The 17,071-nt window shown below is 70.1% G+C and carries 12 protein-coding genes; 10 read left to right on the top strand and 2 right to left on the bottom strand.

Going from position 1 to position 17,071, the window contains the following annotated elements:
* The first annotated feature begins 4 nt into the window (after positions 1-4).
* Together SSPS47_RS22420 and SSPS47_RS22415 are read left to right on the top strand one after the other, a co-directional pair.
* Positions 5-1,930, top strand: coding sequence for a fumarate reductase/succinate dehydrogenase flavoprotein subunit (locus SSPS47_RS22420; RefSeq protein ID WP_164252616.1), 1,926 nt, complete (start codon positions 5-7; stop codon positions 1,928-1,930).
* The gene (locus SSPS47_RS22415) at positions 1,927-2,811 is read left to right on the top strand and encodes a succinate dehydrogenase/fumarate reductase iron-sulfur subunit (protein ID WP_164252615.1); all 885 of its coding nucleotides are present in this window, start codon (positions 1,927-1,929) and stop codon (positions 2,809-2,811) included. The genes SSPS47_RS22420 and SSPS47_RS22415 overlap by 4 nt, the downstream gene beginning before the upstream one ends.
* Positions 2,812-2,878: 67 nt before the next feature.
* Here the strand turns inward: SSPS47_RS22415 and SSPS47_RS22410 are convergent, their stop codons facing one another.
* Positions 2,879-3,796 (bottom strand): GntR family transcriptional regulator, encoded by a 918-nt coding sequence (locus SSPS47_RS22410; RefSeq protein WP_164252614.1) that lies wholly within the window; start codon positions 3,794-3,796, stop codon positions 2,879-2,881.
* A 116-nt stretch (positions 3,797-3,912) separates the two neighbouring features.
* Between SSPS47_RS22410 and SSPS47_RS22405 the strand changes: the two genes are divergently transcribed.
* Positions 3,913-5,535, top strand: a complete 1,623-nt coding sequence (locus SSPS47_RS22405) for an MFS transporter (RefSeq protein ID WP_164252613.1) — start codon at positions 3,913-3,915, stop codon at positions 5,533-5,535.
* Between the two features lie 177 nt (positions 5,536-5,712).
* The gene (locus SSPS47_RS22400) at positions 5,713-6,783 is read left to right on the top strand and encodes a LacI family DNA-binding transcriptional regulator (protein ID WP_164252612.1); all 1,071 of its coding nucleotides are present in this window, start codon (positions 5,713-5,715) and stop codon (positions 6,781-6,783) included.
* A 175-nt stretch (positions 6,784-6,958) separates the two neighbouring features.
* Here SSPS47_RS22400 and SSPS47_RS22395 read toward each other — a convergent pair whose 3' ends face one another.
* Positions 6,959-7,951, bottom strand: coding sequence for an acetylxylan esterase (locus SSPS47_RS22395; protein WP_164252611.1), 993 nt, complete (start codon positions 7,949-7,951; stop codon positions 6,959-6,961).
* 232 nt (positions 7,952-8,183) lie between these two features.
* Between SSPS47_RS22395 and SSPS47_RS22390 the strand changes: the two genes are divergently transcribed.
* From SSPS47_RS22390 to SSPS47_RS22365, 6 genes are all read left to right on the top strand, one after another.
* Complete coding sequence (locus SSPS47_RS22390) at positions 8,184-9,425, top strand: sugar ABC transporter substrate-binding protein (protein ID WP_164252610.1); 1,242 nt, start codon at positions 8,184-8,186, stop codon at positions 9,423-9,425.
* Positions 9,426-9,430: 5 nt separating this feature from the next.
* A complete protein-coding gene (locus SSPS47_RS22385) occupies positions 9,431-10,411 on the top strand; it encodes a sugar ABC transporter permease (RefSeq protein ID WP_147874034.1) in 981 nt (326 codons plus the stop codon).
* The gene (locus SSPS47_RS22380; RefSeq protein ID WP_164252609.1) at positions 10,408-11,346 is read left to right on the top strand and encodes a carbohydrate ABC transporter permease; all 939 of its coding nucleotides are present in this window, start codon (positions 10,408-10,410) and stop codon (positions 11,344-11,346) included. The genes SSPS47_RS22385 and SSPS47_RS22380 overlap by 4 nt, the downstream gene beginning before the upstream one ends.
* Before the next feature lie 90 nt (positions 11,347-11,436).
* Positions 11,437-13,284 (top strand): glycoside hydrolase, encoded by a 1,848-nt coding sequence (locus tag SSPS47_RS22375; RefSeq protein ID WP_164252608.1) that lies wholly within the window; start codon positions 11,437-11,439, stop codon positions 13,282-13,284.
* A gap of 174 nt (positions 13,285-13,458) precedes the next feature.
* Positions 13,459-14,952: a glucoamylase family protein gene (locus SSPS47_RS22370; RefSeq protein ID WP_164252607.1), complete on the top strand. Its 1,494-nt coding sequence runs from the start codon at positions 13,459-13,461 to the stop codon at positions 14,950-14,952.
* 226 nt (positions 14,953-15,178) lie between these two features.
* Positions 15,179-17,017 carry a TPM domain-containing protein gene (locus tag SSPS47_RS22365; protein WP_164254861.1) on the top strand — a complete coding sequence of 613 codons (1,839 nt, stop codon included), beginning with the start codon at positions 15,179-15,181 and terminating at the stop codon, positions 17,015-17,017.
* Positions 17,018-17,071: the final 54 nt, after the last annotated feature.

Genomic DNA, 17,071 nt, shown 5'->3' with positions numbered 1-17,071 from the left:
AGTAATGACGCAACTCGAACGCGAGCAGTGGGACGTCGTGGTGGTGGGCGCGGGCGGAGCGGGTCTGCGGGCCGCCATCGAGGCGCGTGAGCGTGGCGCCCGTACCGCTGTCATCTGCAAGTCACTCTTCGGCAAGGCCCATACGGTGATGGCCGAGGGCGGTATCGCGGCCTCCATGGGCAATGTGAACTCCGGGGACAACTGGCAGGTCCACTTCCGCGACACCATGCGCGGCGGGAAGTTCCTCAACCAGTGGCGGATGGCGGAGCTGCACGCACAGGAAGCGCCGGACCGGGTCTGGGAGTTGGAGACCTGGGGCGCGCTCTTCGACCGCACGGCGGACGGGAAGATCTCCCAGCGCAACTTCGGCGGGCACGAGTACCCACGTCTCGCGCACGTCGGCGACCGGACCGGTCTGGAGCTGATCCGTACGCTCCAGCAGAAGATCGTCGCCCTCCAGCAGGAGGACTTCCGCGAATTCGGTGACTACGAAGCCCGTTTGAAGGTCTTCCAGGAGTGCACCGTCACCTCCGTACTGAAGGAGGGCGAGCGGGTCTCGGGCACGTTCTGCTACGAGCGCGAGTCCGGCCGTTTCTTCGTCCTGGAGGCGCCCGCCGTCGTCCTCGCGACCGGCGGTATCGGCAAGTCCTTCAAGGTGACGTCGAACTCGTGGGAGTACACGGGCGACGGGCACGCGCTGGCGCTGCTCGCCGGTGCCCCGCTGCTGAACATGGAGTTCGTGCAGTTCCACCCGACGGGCATGGTCTGGCCGCCCTCGGTGAAGGGGATCCTCGTCACCGAGTCGGTGCGGGGCGACGGCGGAGTGCTGCGCAACTCCGACGGCAAGCGGTTCATGTTCGACTACATCCCGGACGTCTTCAAGGAGAAGTACGCGGAGTCCGAGGCGGAGGGCGACCGCTGGTACGAGGACCCGGACAACAACCGGCGCCCGCCCGAGCTGCTGCCCCGTGACGAGGTGGCCCGTGCCATCAACTCCGAGGTCAAGGCGGGCCGGGGCTCGCCGCACGGCGGCGTCTTCCTGGACGTCTCCACCCGTATGACGCCCGACGTCATCCAGCGCCGACTGCCCTCGATGTACCACCAGTTCAAGGAGCTGGCGGACGTCGACATCACGGCGGAGGCCATGGAGGTCGGCCCCACCTGTCACTACGTGATGGGCGGTATCGCGGTCGACTCCGACAGCGCCGCCACTCCGGGTGTCCCCGGTCTCTATGCCGCCGGCGAGGTCGCCGGCGGCATGCACGGCTCCAACCGGCTGGGCGGCAACTCGCTCTCCGACCTGCTGGTCTTCGGCCGGCGGGCGGGACTGCACGCGGCCGAGTACGCGGCGGCGCTCACCACACGACCGGTCCTCGACGAGGCCCAGATCGACGCGGCGGCCACCGAGGCGCTGCGGCCGTTCGGCGCGGAGGCACCGGAAGGCGGCAGTGCGCCGGAGAACCCGTACAGCGTCCATCAGGAGCTCCAGCAGACGATGAACGACCTCGTCGGCATCATCAGGCGCGAGGGCGAGATGGAGCAGGCGCTGGAGAGGCTGGGCGGGCTGCGCCTGCGGGCGGCGCGGGCCGGGGTGGAGGGTCACCGGCAGTTCAATCCCGGCTGGCACCTCGCGATCGACCTGCGGAACATGCTGCTGGTCAGCGAGTGCATCGCCCTGTCGGCGCTGGAGCGCACGGAGAGCCGTGGCGGTCACACGCGCGAGGACTGGCCCGGTATGGCTCTCGACTGGCGCCGGGTCAATCTGCACTGCCGGCTGAACGATTCGGCGCGGGACCCCGCGACGGATCCCACGCTCGCCCGGATCAGCCTCTCCCGGAAGACGACCGAGCCCATCCGTCCCGACCTGCTCGCCCTCTTCGAGAAGGAAGAGCTGGTCAAGTACCTCGCCGAAGAGGAGCTTCACGAGTGAGCGCCAGCACGACTCCGACTCCGAGCACATCCGACTCGTCCGCCTCGGTCCCGTCTCCGGGCCCGTCACCCGCCGCCGAAGCGGCCCCGTCCGCCGGGGCGACCGCGTCGACCTCTTACGAGGCCAAGTTCAAGGTCTGGCGGGGCGATGCGGAGGGCGGCGATCTGAAGGACTTCGCCGTCGAGGTGAACGAGGGCGAGGTCGTCCTCGACATCATCCACCGCCTCCAGGCGACGCAGGCGTCGGACCTGGCGGTGCGCTGGAACTGCAAGGCGGGCAAGTGCGGTTCGTGCAGTGCGGAGATCAACGGCCGGCCGCGGCTGCTCTGCATGACGCGGATGTCCACCTTCAGCCGCGAGGAGACGATCACCGTCACCCCGCTGCGGGCCTTCCCCGTCGTCAGGGACCTCGTGACGGACGTGTCCTTCAACTACCAGAAGGCACGGGAGGTGCCCGCGTTCGTACCGCCGCCGGGAGTCGCCGCGGGCGAGTACCGGATGCAGCAGGTGGACGTGGAACGCTCGCAGGAGTTCCGCAAGTGCATCGAGTGCTTCCTGTGCCAGGACACCTGTCACGTGGTCCGGGACCACGAGGAGAACAAGACCTCGTTCGCCGGGCCACGCTTCCTGATGCGGGTCGCGGAACTGGACATGCACCCGCTGGACGGGGCCGAGGAGATCGGTCTGGACCGCAAGCGGACCGCGCAGGACGAGCACGGGCTGGGCTACTGCAACATCACCAAGTGCTGCACGGAGGTCTGTCCCGAGAACATCAAGATCACCGACAACGCGCTGATCCCGCTGAAGGAGCGGGTGGCCGACAAGAAGTACGACCCGCTGGTCTGGCTGGGTGACAAGATCCGCCGACGCACGAGCGGTTGAGCGCAGGGCGCCGGACGGGCACTGTGCTCCGTCCGGCGCCCGCGGCCCTCTCCCCACCGTCTTACCCCTACCGTTCGGCGGACCGCTCGACCAGCGACTCGATGCCGTCCAGCATCCGTTCGAGCCCGAACTCGAAGAGCGCGCCGAGTTCGAGATCGAAGTCCCCGTCCCCGAACAGCGTCGTCAGCACCGGATACTCGCCCGAGAGCTGGATCGAATCCATGCGCGCGTCGTTGGCCGCCATCCACTCGTCGGCCGTCATCCCCGTGTCCTGCCGGGCCTGCGACTCCAACTCGACCGCCATCGCGACGCCCTGGGCGTAGCCGAGCAGGGCGAGATGGGTGTGGATCATTCCGTACGGCGTGAGCCCGAGCCCGCGCAGAGCGCTCAGCGTCCGCTCCGTGTAACTCATCGCGTGCGGTGAGGCCAGGGGCCGCGTCAGGCCCGCCATGGCGCGGGCCAGCCAGGGATGACGCTCGTACTGGCTCCACAGCCAGCGCAGTTCGCGGGCCAGCCGCGGACGCCAGCCGGCCGGCTCGGGCCCCGTGGGCCCGCCGCTGAACACCGCCTCCGACATCAGCCGCACCAGCTCGCCCTTGCTGGGGACATGGCGGTACAGGGCCATCGTGGACGTACCGAACTCCGTCGCCACGCGCCGCATCGACAGCGCGCCCAGCCCTTCGGCGTCGGCGAGCGCGATGGCCGCGCGCACGACGCGGTCGCGGCTGAGGCCCTGTTGGGGAGCCGTGCCGCGGCCGGTGGAGCGGTCGGGGTCCGCGACCACCGTGCCGACGCCGGGCAGCGCCCGCACCAGACCCTCCTGGTTGAGCGCGGCGAGCGCCTTGGTGGCGGTCGCCATCGCGACACCCCACTCCTGGGTGATGCGGCGGGTGGACGGCACACGGTCGCCGGGCGCGAGTTCACCCGAGGCGATACGGCGGCGGAGTTCGGCCGCGATACGGAGGTAGGGCGGGTCGATTGGCACGCCCCCCACCGTACTAGTGCGCTCAAGGCACCAAGTCCCGCTGTGGGCAGGGCTTCGGGGCCGGTGCACTAGGGAGCTGTTTGCCGCGTACGCGGGGAGCCGATTACGTACCGCACATGGAGAACTCACCCACACCCGGCCTCGCGGGCCGCAAGGAATGGATCGCCCTCGGCGTCCTGATGCTCCCGCTGCTTCTCGTCTCGATGGACATCTCGATCCTGTACTTCGCGATCCCGTTCGTCAGTCAGGACCTGGAGCCCAGCGCCACCCAGCAGTTGTGGATCCTGGACATGTACGGCTTCGTGCTCGCCGGGCTGCTCATCACCATGGGCGCGCTCGGCGACCGGATCGGACGGCGCAAACTGGTGCTCGCGGGCGCGGCGGTCTTCGGCGCGGCCTCGGTCGCCGCCGCGTACGCGCACTCGGCCGACGCGCTCATCGGCGTACGGGCGCTGCTCGGGCTCGGCGGCGCCGCCCTCATGCCGTCGACACTCGCGCTGATCCGCAATCTCTTCCACGACGCGAAGCAGCGCGGGCGGGCCGTGACGATCTGGACGGGCGTCATGACCACGGGCATCTCGCTCGGTCCGGTCGTCAGCGGGCTGCTGCTCGAACACTTCTGGTGGGGTTCGGTCTTCCTGATCAACCTGCCGGCGATGGCGCTGCTGCTGGTGCTGGTGCCGTTCCTGGTACCGGAGTCCAGGACGGGCTCCGGCGCCGACGGGGAAGGGGCGCGTGACCCGTTCGACCTGGTGAGCGCGGCGCTCTCGCTCGCCGCCCTGCTCACGGTCATCTACGGCGTCAAGGAGTGGGCACGGCACGGATTCGCGCCGGTCCCCGCCCTCGCCGTTGTCGTGGGACTGGCGCTCGGGTACGTCTTCGTACGCCGCCAGAAGCGTCTCACCCACCCGATGATCGATCTCGAACTGCTGGGGCGACGGGCTTTCGGGGGGCCGGTGTTCGCGAACGTGCTCGCGATGTTCGCGACGGTGGGCATGGCGGTCTTCCTCACCCAGTACCTCCAGTCCGTGCAGGGTCTGAGTCCCTTCGAGGCCGCGCTGTGGAGCCTCGTACCGGCGTCGGGCGTGATCGTGGCGGCGCCGACGGCGGCGATCCTCGCGCAGCGCTTCGACCGCGCGTACGTCATGGGCGGCGGCTTCGTCGTCGCGGCGGCCGGATTCTCCTGGCTGACGCAGATCCGTACGGACTCGCCTCTCTGGTTCTGCCTCTCGGCCGGCGCCCTCTATGTGGGCGGTCTGGTCGCCGCCATGACCCTCGCCAACGAACTCGCCCTCGGCGCCGCCCCGCCGGAGCGCGCGGGCTCGGCCGCCGCCGTACTCGAATCGGGCCAGGAGCTGGGCGGGGCGCTCGGGATGGCCGTCCTCGGCTCGGTCGGGGCCGCTGTCTACAGCCGGGAGATGGCCGACGCCCTGCCGGCCGGTGTCGCCGCCGCGCTGCCGGGCGGCGAGGCGGACGCCGTACGGGAGACGCTGGGCGGTGCGGCGGCCGCCGCGGCACGGCTCCCGGCCGAGGCGGGCGAGAGCGTGCTGGCGGCGGCGCGGGACGCGTTCTCGCACGGGATGGGACTGGCGTCGCTCGGCGCCGCCGTCGTCATGGTGGCGGCCGCGGTCTTCTCGTTCGGGGTGCTGCGCGGTACGGCCGGGCGCGTCACGAGCAGGGCCGGGGACGGCCCGGAGGGGGGCGACCTTGCTCGTGCACAGACCGGCGTCCTAGAGTGAATGCGCTTACACAAGGGCCGTGGACGGGGAGAATGTGACCAAGTGGAGGGGGGCGGCTCCGAGGGGAGTGACTCCGAGCGGGGTGACTTCGACCGGGGTGCCTTTGAGCGGAACGACTTCGAGCGCGGTGCATGAGCGGTCAGAAGTCACAGCGGCGAGAGCGGATGGTCGGATCGGGTGAGTGCCCCCACGGTGTACGACGTCGCCGAGCGGTCCGGCGTCTCCATTGCCACGGTCTCGCGCGTCTACCGCAACCCGGACTCCGTACGCGCCCAGACCCGGGACCGCGTACTGGAGGCGGCCCGCGCCCTCGGATACGTACCGAGCGCGAACGCCCGTGGGCTGGCCAGCCGGACCACGGGCGTCCTCGGACTCTGTTTCCCGGACTACGCGGACCCGGACGCCGAGACCGACGCGGAGGCCGAGGCGAACGCCGAGGCCGACGACTCCGCCGTGATGCTCTACTCCGACCAGATCATCCGCGGCATGGAACGGGCGGCACGGCGGCACGGGTACGCGCTGCTGATCGCCGCCTCGCTGGTGGGCGGGCCGGAGAGCCTGGTCGCCAAGGTCGCGGGACGGGTGGACGGGTTCGCCGTACTGGCGAGGACCGTGCCCACCGAGGACCTTGAGGTCATCTCACGGCGGCTGCCCGTGGTGATGCTGGCCGGGCCGCGCGAGATCGACCACCTCGACCACATCGAGGTGGCGAACTCCGACGGTGAACGGGAGCTGGCCCGTCATCTCATCCGCGACCACGGGCTGCGCCGACTGGCCTTCGTAGGCGGTCTGCGGGAGTCGCCCGACGCGGAGGCCCGGTTCCGCGGCTACCAGGAGGCCTGCCGGGAGGCGGGCCTCCCGGTCGCCGACGAGCCGGACCTGCGCGCCGAGATGATGACGCAGGCCGAGGGTGAACGGACGACCGACGCGCTGCTGGACCGCGCAGCCGGGCGCGAGCGGCCGCAGGCGATCCTCTTCGCCAACGACCAGATGGCGATCGGCGCGCTGCACGCGCTGGAACGGCGCGGGGTGCGGGTGCCCGACGACATCGCGGTGACCGGCTTCGACGGCATCCCGATGAGCCGGATCGTGCGGCCCTCCCTGACGACGGTCCGCCAGCCGATGCGCCGCTTGGGCGAGGAGGCGGTGGAGCTCCTGATCCGGCGCCTGGCCGACCCGACCCGCGACCCGGTCTCCCTGATGCTCCCGGTCTCCCTGACCCACCGCGCGAGCTGCGGCTGTTCCTGACCCCGCGCGTGTCACAGGCCGCATTTCCAGCCGCTCCGGCGATTGAGGACCCATCCACGGAGCCCGCTCCACTCCGAGGCCCGGTCCCAGTAGACGGACCCGCACCTTGAGCCCGTCCGGCGATTGAGGACAAACCAGCCGCCGGACGAACCCCGCACCATCCCAGGGGACCGCCTCAGCCAAGCCGCCCCGCGAAGAAGTCGCGGCGAGCCTCCGCCAGCGCCGCAACCCCCTCCCACTCCTCCTCGTACTGAAAGTGCCCCGCCCGCAGCACGTGCAGCTCCCGCACCTCCGGCAGCGCGTTGTACACGGCGAACTGCCCCGGTGGCGGCACCGACGGGTCGAACAGCGCGGGCGCGACCATCATCGGCACCCCGATCCGGCTCGCCGCCGTCGCCGCGTCGAAGTACGCGAGGACGTCCATGACCTCCGGGTGCTCCTCGCGGTACGCGCGGACCGCCTCCCCGCTCCCCACGCACGGCAGCGTCACCCGCAACGGATGGTTTCCGAACGTCGGGACCGTCAACTGCCCACAGGCGAACCGGTCGTCCCACGGCAGGGCCAGCGCCCCGAGCCCGCCCCCGAAGCTCTCCCCCACATACCCCAGCCGCGCGCTGCCGCCCGGCCCCGTCGCCCTCAGCTCCGGTACCAGCTCCAGCAGCGCCGACGCCGCGCACCAGAGATCCGCCACGCAGTCACCGATCACATACGTCTCGCGTGACTCGATGCCGTGCAGCACATGTTCGTCGGCCTCACCCGGGATCCCGGGCCGCCGACTGCGAGAGCCCATCCCCCGCACGCACGGCAGGATGGCGGCGCTACGGGCCAAGGGCAGCGGCACATTCGCCCCCGGCTCCTGGCGCCCGCCGTAACCGTGTCCGATCACGAAGCCGTGCTCCGCGGCCCCCTCGACCGGCAGCGCCAGCCAGCCGCCGAGACGCAGCCCGCCGACGGACGTGTAGGACACCCCGAAGATCCGGCAGCCGTCCCGCTCGTCCTCCTGCGGTCCGACGGCCGGCGCCGTAGCCACTCCTGCCGCCGCCACGAAACGGTCCCGCCAGTACGCGTCGAATCCGTCCGGAGGGGCAGGCGCGGGGATGTCGAGCAGCTCGTCCAGGTTCCGTCCGTAGGCCGGGTCGAAGGGGTAGTCGTGCTCGAACTCAGACATGAGCGCGACCCTAACCCCGGCCCTCCACCGATCAGAGCCCAATCGGAATCGACACAGATACTTCCGCTACGCAAACGGCCCACCTAGCCTGCGGAAGAAGAGATTCCGGATGTCCCACATGTTGCACGAGTGTGACCAAAGCCCCTCTTGCGGTTCCCGGAAGCCCTGCAGCAGAGTAATGTATGCGCTTACAGGCAGCGCATACATCGGTGAGCTCAAGGAGGAGCCGTCCATGCATCGCACCGCCAGAACCACCTCTGCCGCCATCGCCCTCACGGTGGCCGCAGGAATCACCGCATGCGGCAGCTCGGGGGGCGAAGGTGTCGCCGCCGACAAGAAGCAGACCCTCACCGTGTGGGCCATGGGCGTCGAGGGCGAGAAGCTCGCCGAAGTGGCCAAGGTGTACGAGGAAGCGAACCCGCACATCACCGCCAAGGTCACCCCCATCGGCTGGGACGTCGCCCACCAGAAGCTGGTCTCCGCCGCTGCCGCCGGCACTCTGCCCGACATAACACAGATGGGCAGCAGTTTCATGGGTGAGTTCGTCGAACTCGGCGTCCTGGAGCCGGTCGACACCAAGACCTTCAAGAAGGACGCCTTCTTCCCGGCCGCCTGGGAGCAGGGCGTCGCGGACGGCGAGACCTACGGCGTCCCCTGGTACGTCGAGACCCGCGTCCTCTACTACCGCACCGACCTGGCGAAGAAGGCGGGCATCACCAAGGCCCCCACCACCTGGCCCGAACTCCAGCAGGCCGCCTCCGACTTCCAGGACAAGGCCGGCACGAAGTGGGGCATCTCGCTCCAGCCCGCCGGCCTGGACGCCGTACACAGCTGGTACCCCTTCCTTTACTCGGCCGGCGGATCGATCGTCTCCGACGGCAAGGCCGCCATGGACAGCCCGGAGACCGTCCGCGCCCTCAAGGAGTACGGCACGTACTTCGCCAAGGGCCTCGCCAAGAAGAGCTTCCAGCCCGGCTACGAAGTCCTGACGGACTTCAACTCCGGCGACGTCCCGATGTTCTACTCCGGCCCCTGGACCATGACGGGCATCAACGACAACTACCCGGACCTCAAGGGCAAGTGGGCCATCGCGAAGGTCCCCGCCGACAAGAGCTCCTCCTCCATGGCCGGTGGCTCCAGCCTCGTCATCTCCAAGGACAGCGAGCACAAGGAAGCCGCCACCGAGTTCCTCAGCTACCTCACCGACACCGAGGGCCAGAAGGACTGGTTCAAGCGCTCGGGCGACCTGCCGGCCAACACCAGCGCCTGGGACTCCGGCGAGCTCGCCAACGACGCCAACTTCAAGATCTTCCGCGAGCAGATGGAGACCGCCCAGTCCTGGCCGGTCCTGCCGCAGTGGACCGAGATCTCCTCCAAGGCCGACGACGCCATATCGCAGGTTACCCAGGGCAAGGCCTCCGCCGAGGACGCCGCGAAGAAGGCCCAGTCCGAGATCGAAGGGCTTGTGGAGTAGTCGTCATGAGCACCACGACCGAACCGGCCGCCGAAGCGGCCCCGGTGAAGACCGGGCCGGGGGCACACCCCCCGCCCGGCGGGCGGAACCGCGGCAAGCGGCAGACCGTCGCCGTGCAGCAGATGGCCGGCTGGCTGTTCTCCACCCCCTTCCTGGTGCTCTTCGCCGTCTTCATGGCCCTGCCGATCGTCGCGACGCTCGTCATGAGCTTCACGGACTTCGGCCTGCGCAATGTCACCGATCCCTTCTCGGCCGAGTTCATCGGCTTTGAGAACTACACGAAGCTGCTCGACGACGAGAAGTTCCTCAAGGCGCTGTTCAACACGGCGTACTTCGTGGTCGTCGGCGTACCGCTGACCGTCGGCCTCGGGCTGTTCGTCGCCGTTCTGCTCAACAACGGCATCGACCGGGCGCGCACCTTCTTCCGGGTCGGTTTCTACGCCCCGGTCGTGACCAGCATCGTCGCGATCGCCGTCGTCTGGCGCTTCGTTCTCGACCCGTCGGACGGACTGATCGCGGGCCTCGCCTCCGAAGTCGGCCTGACGTCACCGGACTTCCTCGGCTCCGAGGCGCTCGCCATGCCCTCGCTGATCGTGATGGCCGTGTGGCGCAACCTCGGCACGGTCATGGTGCTCTTCATCGCCGGCCTCCAGGCCATACCGCCCGACGTACGGGAGGCGGCGCGGCTGGACGGCGCGAGCACCTGGCAGGAGTTCCGCCGCATCACCGTGCCGCTGCTGCGGCCGACGATGCTCTACACCACGGTCATCACCACGATCGGCTATCTCAACGTCTTCGAGGAGCCGTTCGTGATGACGCAGGGCGGCCCCTCGGACAGCACGCTCACCGTGTCGCTGTCCATGTACCGCGAGGGCTTCAACTTCTTCCACATGGGCTACGCGAGCGCCATGGCGTACGTGCTCTTCGTCGTGATCATGGCGATCACGGTGCTCCAGCTCCGTCTGCTGAAGGACAACACGAAATGAGCGCCGCGCGTACGACCACGCCCCCGCCCTCCGCGCCCACCGGTCCGCAGGACCCCAAGGGACCGGGCTGGTCCGGCCCCAGGAAAGGCGGCGGTGTCCCGACATCCCGCGGCGGGCGGCTGCGCAAGCCCGGTGTCTATGTGCTGCTCTCGGTCGGCCTGCTGGTCATGGTGGCGCCCTTCCTGTGGATGGGTCTGTCGGCCTTCAAGACGGACCGCGATCTGACGGCCAACCCGCCGGTGTGGATCCCCACCGAGTGGACCCTGGAGCACTTCGGGGAACTGCTCGACCGCCTCGACATCCCGCTCTACTTCTTCAACTCCCTCACCGTGGCTGTCCTGGTGACGGCCTCCAATCTGGTGTTCTGCTCGATGCTGGGCTACGCGCTGGCCAAACTGCGCTTCGGCGGACGGAACAAGGTCTTCGCGCTGGTCCTCGGCGCACTGATGGTCCCCGGCAACCTGATGCTGCTTCCGCTCTTCGTCCTGATGAGCAAGCTCCAGCTGATCGACTCCTACGCGGGACTCGTGCTGCCGTTCGCCGCCCAGGCCTTCGGGGTCTTCCTGATGCGGCAGTTCATGCAGTCGATTCCCGACGAACTGCTGGAAGCGGCCCGGATCGACGGGGCCCGCGAGTGGTACATCTTCTGGCGGATCGCGATGCCGCTGGTCAAACCGGCTCTGGCGACGCTGTCGATCCTTATCTTCCTGGGTTCCTGGAACAACTTCGTCTGGCCGCTGATCGCGACGAACGACCCGGAGAAATACACGCTCCCGGTGGCCCTGGCCACCTTCGCCACCGACCCCAATCAGTCGGCCGGCTCCAACGGCATGCTGATGGTCGGCTCCCTGCTGATCATCCTGCCGGTGCTGCTGGTCTTCATCGTCCTGCAACGGCACTTCACCCAGGGCCTCGCCACCACCGGCATGAAGTAGCCACCGCCTCCGCCCTTCCCGACGCGTTCCGCGGCTCCGACGCCGCCGCTCTACCGCCGTGCACTTACCGACGAAAAGGTTTGTACCGCCATGACCGAGAAGTCCACCGCTCGCGCCGACTGGGAGACCCGTATCGGGAAGCCCAGTGATCAGCGGCTCACCGGCATCGGGGAACTCCCCGCCCCCGGCGGCCTGTCCGCCGAGGACGGCACCGGCCACGTGCTGCTGACCTGGCACCCGGTGGCGGGCGCGCTCGGATATCTCGTGCACCGCGCCGATTCCGTCGAGGGCCCGTACGAACCGCTCGACCACCTCGGCGGCGATGTGCTCGCCGTGCCCCACCCCCCGTACGCGGACACGCTCGCCGAGCCGGGCCGCGGCTACTTCTACAAGGTCGCCACCTGGTCCGACAGCGGGGCCGGCCCTCTCTCCGAGGCCGCCGCCGGCTGCGCCAGAGCGGCCGGCTCCAGCCCTGCCCCGGTCACCGTCACGGTGGACGCCGCGGCCCCCACCACTCCCCTCCCCGGGGTCTGGAACAGGATGATCGGCGCCGAGCACTTCTCGCTGCTGACCTGGGACAAGCCGGGTGCGGGCGGCTCCGATGTCGCGAAGGAGTACGCACAGGCCCTGGGCATCGTCCGCGACGAGATCGGCGTCCGCTCCGTCCGGGCGCACGGCACCTTCCTCCCGGAGACACTGACGGTCAAGGCCGACGGCTCGTTCGACTTCTCCGGCCTGGACGAGGTCTACGACCGCTTCCTGGCCACCGGCCTCCAGCCCGTGGTCGAACTCTCCTTCATGCCCAAGGAACTCGCGGCCGATCCGCACTACACGGTCTTCGACTACCAGGCCCTGGTGTCCAAGCCCGCGGTGTGGGAGCACTGGGGCGACCTCTGCCGCGAGGTGACCGTCCACCTCCAGGACCGGTACGGCAGGGACACCGTCGCGGGCTGGGAGTTCGAGGTCTGGAACGAGGCCAATCTGGAGGTCTTCTGGAACGGCACCCAGGACGACTACCACCGGCTCTACGAAGTCGCCGTCCGCGCCGTGAAGGGCGTCGACGAGCGGATCCAGGTCGGCGGCCCTTCCTCCGCCGCCGCCGGCTGGGTCGGCGCGCTTCTCGAGTACTGCCAGGAACGCGACGTCCCCGTCGACTTCATCTCCACCCACACCTACGGCAACGCCCCACTGGACTTCCGTCCGATGACCCGAGCGTTCGCCGAGGCGACCGGCAGGCCCGAGCCTGAGATCCTGTGGACCGAGTGGGGCGTCACGCCCACCCACTTCCACCGGGTCAGCGACTCCGTGTTCGCCGCCCCGTTCGTCCTGCGCGGCATGAAGAGCGCCCTCTCGTCCACCGACGCGCTGGCGTACTGGGTCGCCTCGGACCAGTTCGAGGAGCTGGGCTGGCCGCCCCGCCTCTTCCACGGCGGATTCGGTCTGCTCACGGTCGGCAATCTGCGCAAGCCCCGCTTCTGGGCGCTGTATCTCCTCTCCCAGCTGACCGGCGGGCGGATCCCCGCCGCGGTCAGCGGCGACGGAGCCGAGGCACTCGTGGAGTCCCTTGCCACCCGCGCGGACAACGGCTCCACCGTCGACGTACTGCTCTGGAACGGCACGCTCGACCAGTCCAAGATCGACGGCTCCGCGCTGCTGGACCGTACGGCGACCGTGCGGATCGACGGACTCGAACCGGGCACCACCTACACCGCGCTCTCCCGCCGGGTCGACGAGCGGCACTCCAACATCCAGGCCGTCTGGAACGACCTCGGCGGCGGCGACTGGCCCGACGATCTCCAGTGGGCGAAGCTGCGGTCCGCGGACGAACTGTCCGTGGAACCCCTCGCGCCCCTGGTCGCCGAGGACACGGGCACGGCGACACTGACCGTCCCGCTGCCCAACCCGGGCATCCGCTTCCTGCGCCTCGTCCGGACCTGATCCACCCCACAGTCCCGGGGGTCGGCGGCACCTGACCGCCACCGGCCCCCGTACCAGCACCGCCGCCATGGCCGGACCTCCGGAAATACTTCCGGCCATGGCGGCGGCCAAAGACCTGGCCCAGGCACCGGCCCTGGCCACAACTCCACACCTGCCAAGGGGAGCTGGACTCTCATGGACCGTCGTACGTTTCTCGCCGCCGCGGGAACCGGGGCCACAGCCCTGACCCTCGGAGCCGTCACCACACCCGCCGTATCCGCGCCGGCCTCGGCCGCGTCGCGTGCTCGTGCTGTTCATGCCTCTGATACACCGCTGCTGCACCGTTGGTTCCGCGATACGTATCACTCGATCGAGGCGATGACGACCGACATCGGTCTCGCCGCCGACAAGATCAACCTCGACGCGCCGGGCGGTCCCGTCCCCTCGCAGAACACCTCGCCGACCAACATCGGCTGCGGGCTGTGGTCCACCGTCGCCGCCGCCGGACTCGGCGTCATCGACCAGGACACCATGCGCCGCCGGCTCGACCTCACCGTCACCGCCGTCGAGAAGCTCGAACGCCACCACGGCTTCTGGCTCAACTGGTACGACGCCCACGACGGCTCGGTGCTCACCAACTGGCCCGGCACCGGCGACCCGGTCCGTCCCTTCCTCTCCTCGGTCGACAACTCGTGGCTCGTGACGGGTCTGCTCATCGCCGCCGACGCGGACAGCCGACTGCGCCGCCGGATCGGCAAGATCCTCTCCACCGCCGACTGGTCGTATTTCTACACGCCGTACGACGCCGCGGACCCGGTGGCCAACCCCGGCCAGCTCCGGGGCGGCTTCTGGACCGACACCGGCGAGCCGACGGCCCACCACTACGGAGCACTCAACACCGAACCGCGGATGGCCAGTTACCTGGGAATCGCCGACGGCAGCCTTCCCTCGGACCACTACTGGCACATGCTCCGCACCATGCTTCCCGAGCACGGTCAGGAGCAGCCGCCCGGCGGGGCGTACGACACGATCGACGGCGTCCGTCTCTGGCAGGGGCACTACACCTACCGGGGCCGCAAGCTCGTCCCGACCTGGGGCGGCTCGATGTTCGAGGCCCTGATGGTCCCGCTGTTCGTGCCCGAGCCGGAGTGGTCCCCCCGCTCGTGGGGCACCACGCACCGTCGGTTCGTCCGCTCCCAGATCGAGCACGGCCTGGAGGAGGCGGAGTACGGCTACTGGGGGTTCTCCCCCTCCGAGGTGCCCGAAGGCGGTTACCAGGAGTACGGCGTGGACGCGATCGGCATGAACATCGACGGATACGCCTCCAACACCGACCGTACGTATGTCACGCACGGTGAACCGCCGCCGGCGGCCTCCGCGTACACCAACGGGGTCGTGACCCCGCACGCCTCGTTCCTCGCCCTGCCCTACGCGCGGTCGGAGGCCCTCGCCAACCTCAAGGCGATCGCCGGTGACTTCGGCGCGTACGACGACGGCTACGGGTTCCGGGACTCGGTCAATGTGGGGACCGGACACGTCAGCAGCTCGGCTCTCGCCCTGGATCAGGGCATGATCGCCGCCGCTCTGGCCCAGGAGCTGCGGCCCGGTCTGCTGCAGCGCCCCTTCCGCACCGGTGGTTTCGCTTCGCGCATCCGCCCGATGCTCGCCAAGGAACGCTTCTCCATCTGATCCCACCGAAATATCCGGTTCGCCCGGCGCCGCCCCTCCTGCGGCGCCGGGCGAACCGGTGCCGACCAGGCATTTCACCTGCCTCCGGGGGCCGCGCTCCGTCCGGTCGCGGACAGTCGTAGCCGGACATAGCCTCCCAAATGTGAGACGGACAGCGAGCCACCGCCGGACTCGTACGGCCGGCCGGAGCCTTCCGGCCCTGCTGGCGACGGCCGGGTGGCTGCTGATGCCCGCCGTGTCGCCCGACGCCCGCGCCGAAGGCTCCGTCCCCCTCTCGCACCAGGGGCGGATCACCGACAAGGTCGGCGCTCTCGACGACCGAGGGAGAGCGGGCACCGCCTCCCTCGACCGGCTGTACGACGACATCCGCATACAGTCCCTCGTCGCCTACGAGCGTGACTTCTCGGGCCGGACCTCGCGGAGCCGGTCGGACGCGGCCGTCGCACCCGCCCGCGCACCCTCCCGCGCTCCCGCTCACGCCGTCACTCCTGGCACCGTGGACCCTGGCGGCGACATCATCTCCAACAGTTCGCGCAGCGCGCTCGTCCTGCCTGTCGCGCTGGTGGGCTGCGCGGGAGCCCTCGCCGCTTACGCCTACATCAGGCGCGAGCGCCGTGCCTCGGCCCGTACGACACTGCACGGCGGGCGGGAGGACTGGGGAGAGCCTGGTCGATCCCCGCGGACTTCGCTGCCGGAACTCGAACGGCGGGCGGACCAGGCCCTCGTGGACACGGACGACGCCGTGCGAACCAGCCGGGAGGAACTCGGCTTCGTGACGGCCCAGTTCGGCGTGGACTCCGTACGGCCGTTCCGGGACGTCGTGACGTACGCGAACGGCGAGCTGACCGCCGCCTTCCGGCTGCGTCAGCAGCTCGACGACGCGATTTCGGAGGACGACGTCACGCGGCGCCGCATGCTGGACGAGATCATCGTCCGGTGCGCGGATGCCAACAGTCGGCTGGACGCGGAGTCGGCCGACTTCGACCGGCTGCGCGCCATGGAGCACAACGCCCCGGAGGCGCTGACCGCCGCCGAGGCCGCGTTCCGCGCGCTGTCGGGCAGGACTGTGACGGCCGCCGCCACACTCGCCACCATGCGCGAGCGGTACGCGGACTCCGCTTCGGCCCCGGTCGGCAGTGCCGTCGAACAGGCCGACGACCGAGAGGTGTTCGCGACGCGGAATCTGGACGACGCGCGCCGCTCGATCGAGGCCGGCGACAACGGCCGCGCGGCCGTGCATGTACGGGCGGCCGAGGGCGCCGTCGCACAGGCGACGACCCTGATCTACGCGGTGGAGCGGCGCGCGCTCGAACTCGCCGGGGCCGCCGGCCGGCTCCCCGGCTCGCTCATCGAGACGGAGACGGACCTGGCGGACGCGCGCGCCCTGCTCGAAGGCGCGGCGGAAGGTACGTCCACGGCCGATCTCGAGGGTCGGATCGCACATGCCGAGGCGGTGGTCGCCGACGTGCGGCAGGAGCAGGCCGCCGGGCGGTACGACCCGATCGACGCCCTGCGCCGGGTCGAGGAGGCCGACGCGGTGCTGGACGAGGCTCTCGCGGGCGCGCGCGCCCGCGAAGAAGGGGGAAGCCGGGTGCCGGCGCTGCTGGACCGGGCGATGCTCGGCGCCCGGTCGGCGATCGGCGCCGCCGCCGACTACATCACGACACATCGCGGTGGGGTGGGCGGTGAGGCCCGCACCCGCCTGGCGGAGGCCCAGCGGCGGCTCGAACAGGCAGGAGCGCTGACGGAGCTGGGCGATGCGCCCGGCGCGCTGGCCGAGGCCCAGCACGCGGACGGTCTGGCCAGGCGGGCGCAGGGCCTCGCCGAGCGCGATGTGCGGGCGTTCGGGAACCGGTCCGGCCCGGGCGGTGTATCAGAGGCAGGAAGCGGGCTCGGCGGTGCCGTGCTCGGCGGGATCATCCTCGGCGGCCTGTCCGGCGGCGGAGGCGGATTTGGTGGGGGCGGGGACTTTGGCGGAGGTCATGGGGGCGGCGGTCGCGCTGGTCCTGGCAGTTTCGGTGGCGGCGGCACTCGCGGCCGGATGGACGGCGGCGGCCGTTTCTGACGCGATTCCCCTTCGAGTTGGGCCGGTTCGAGGACAGGATGCGGCGGGCAGAGA

Source organism: Streptomyces sp. S4.7, assembly GCF_010384365.1.
Classification (GTDB): Bacteria; Actinomycetota; Actinomycetes; order Streptomycetales; family Streptomycetaceae; genus Streptomyces.
This window is presented reverse-complemented; position numbering and strand designations above follow the sequence as displayed.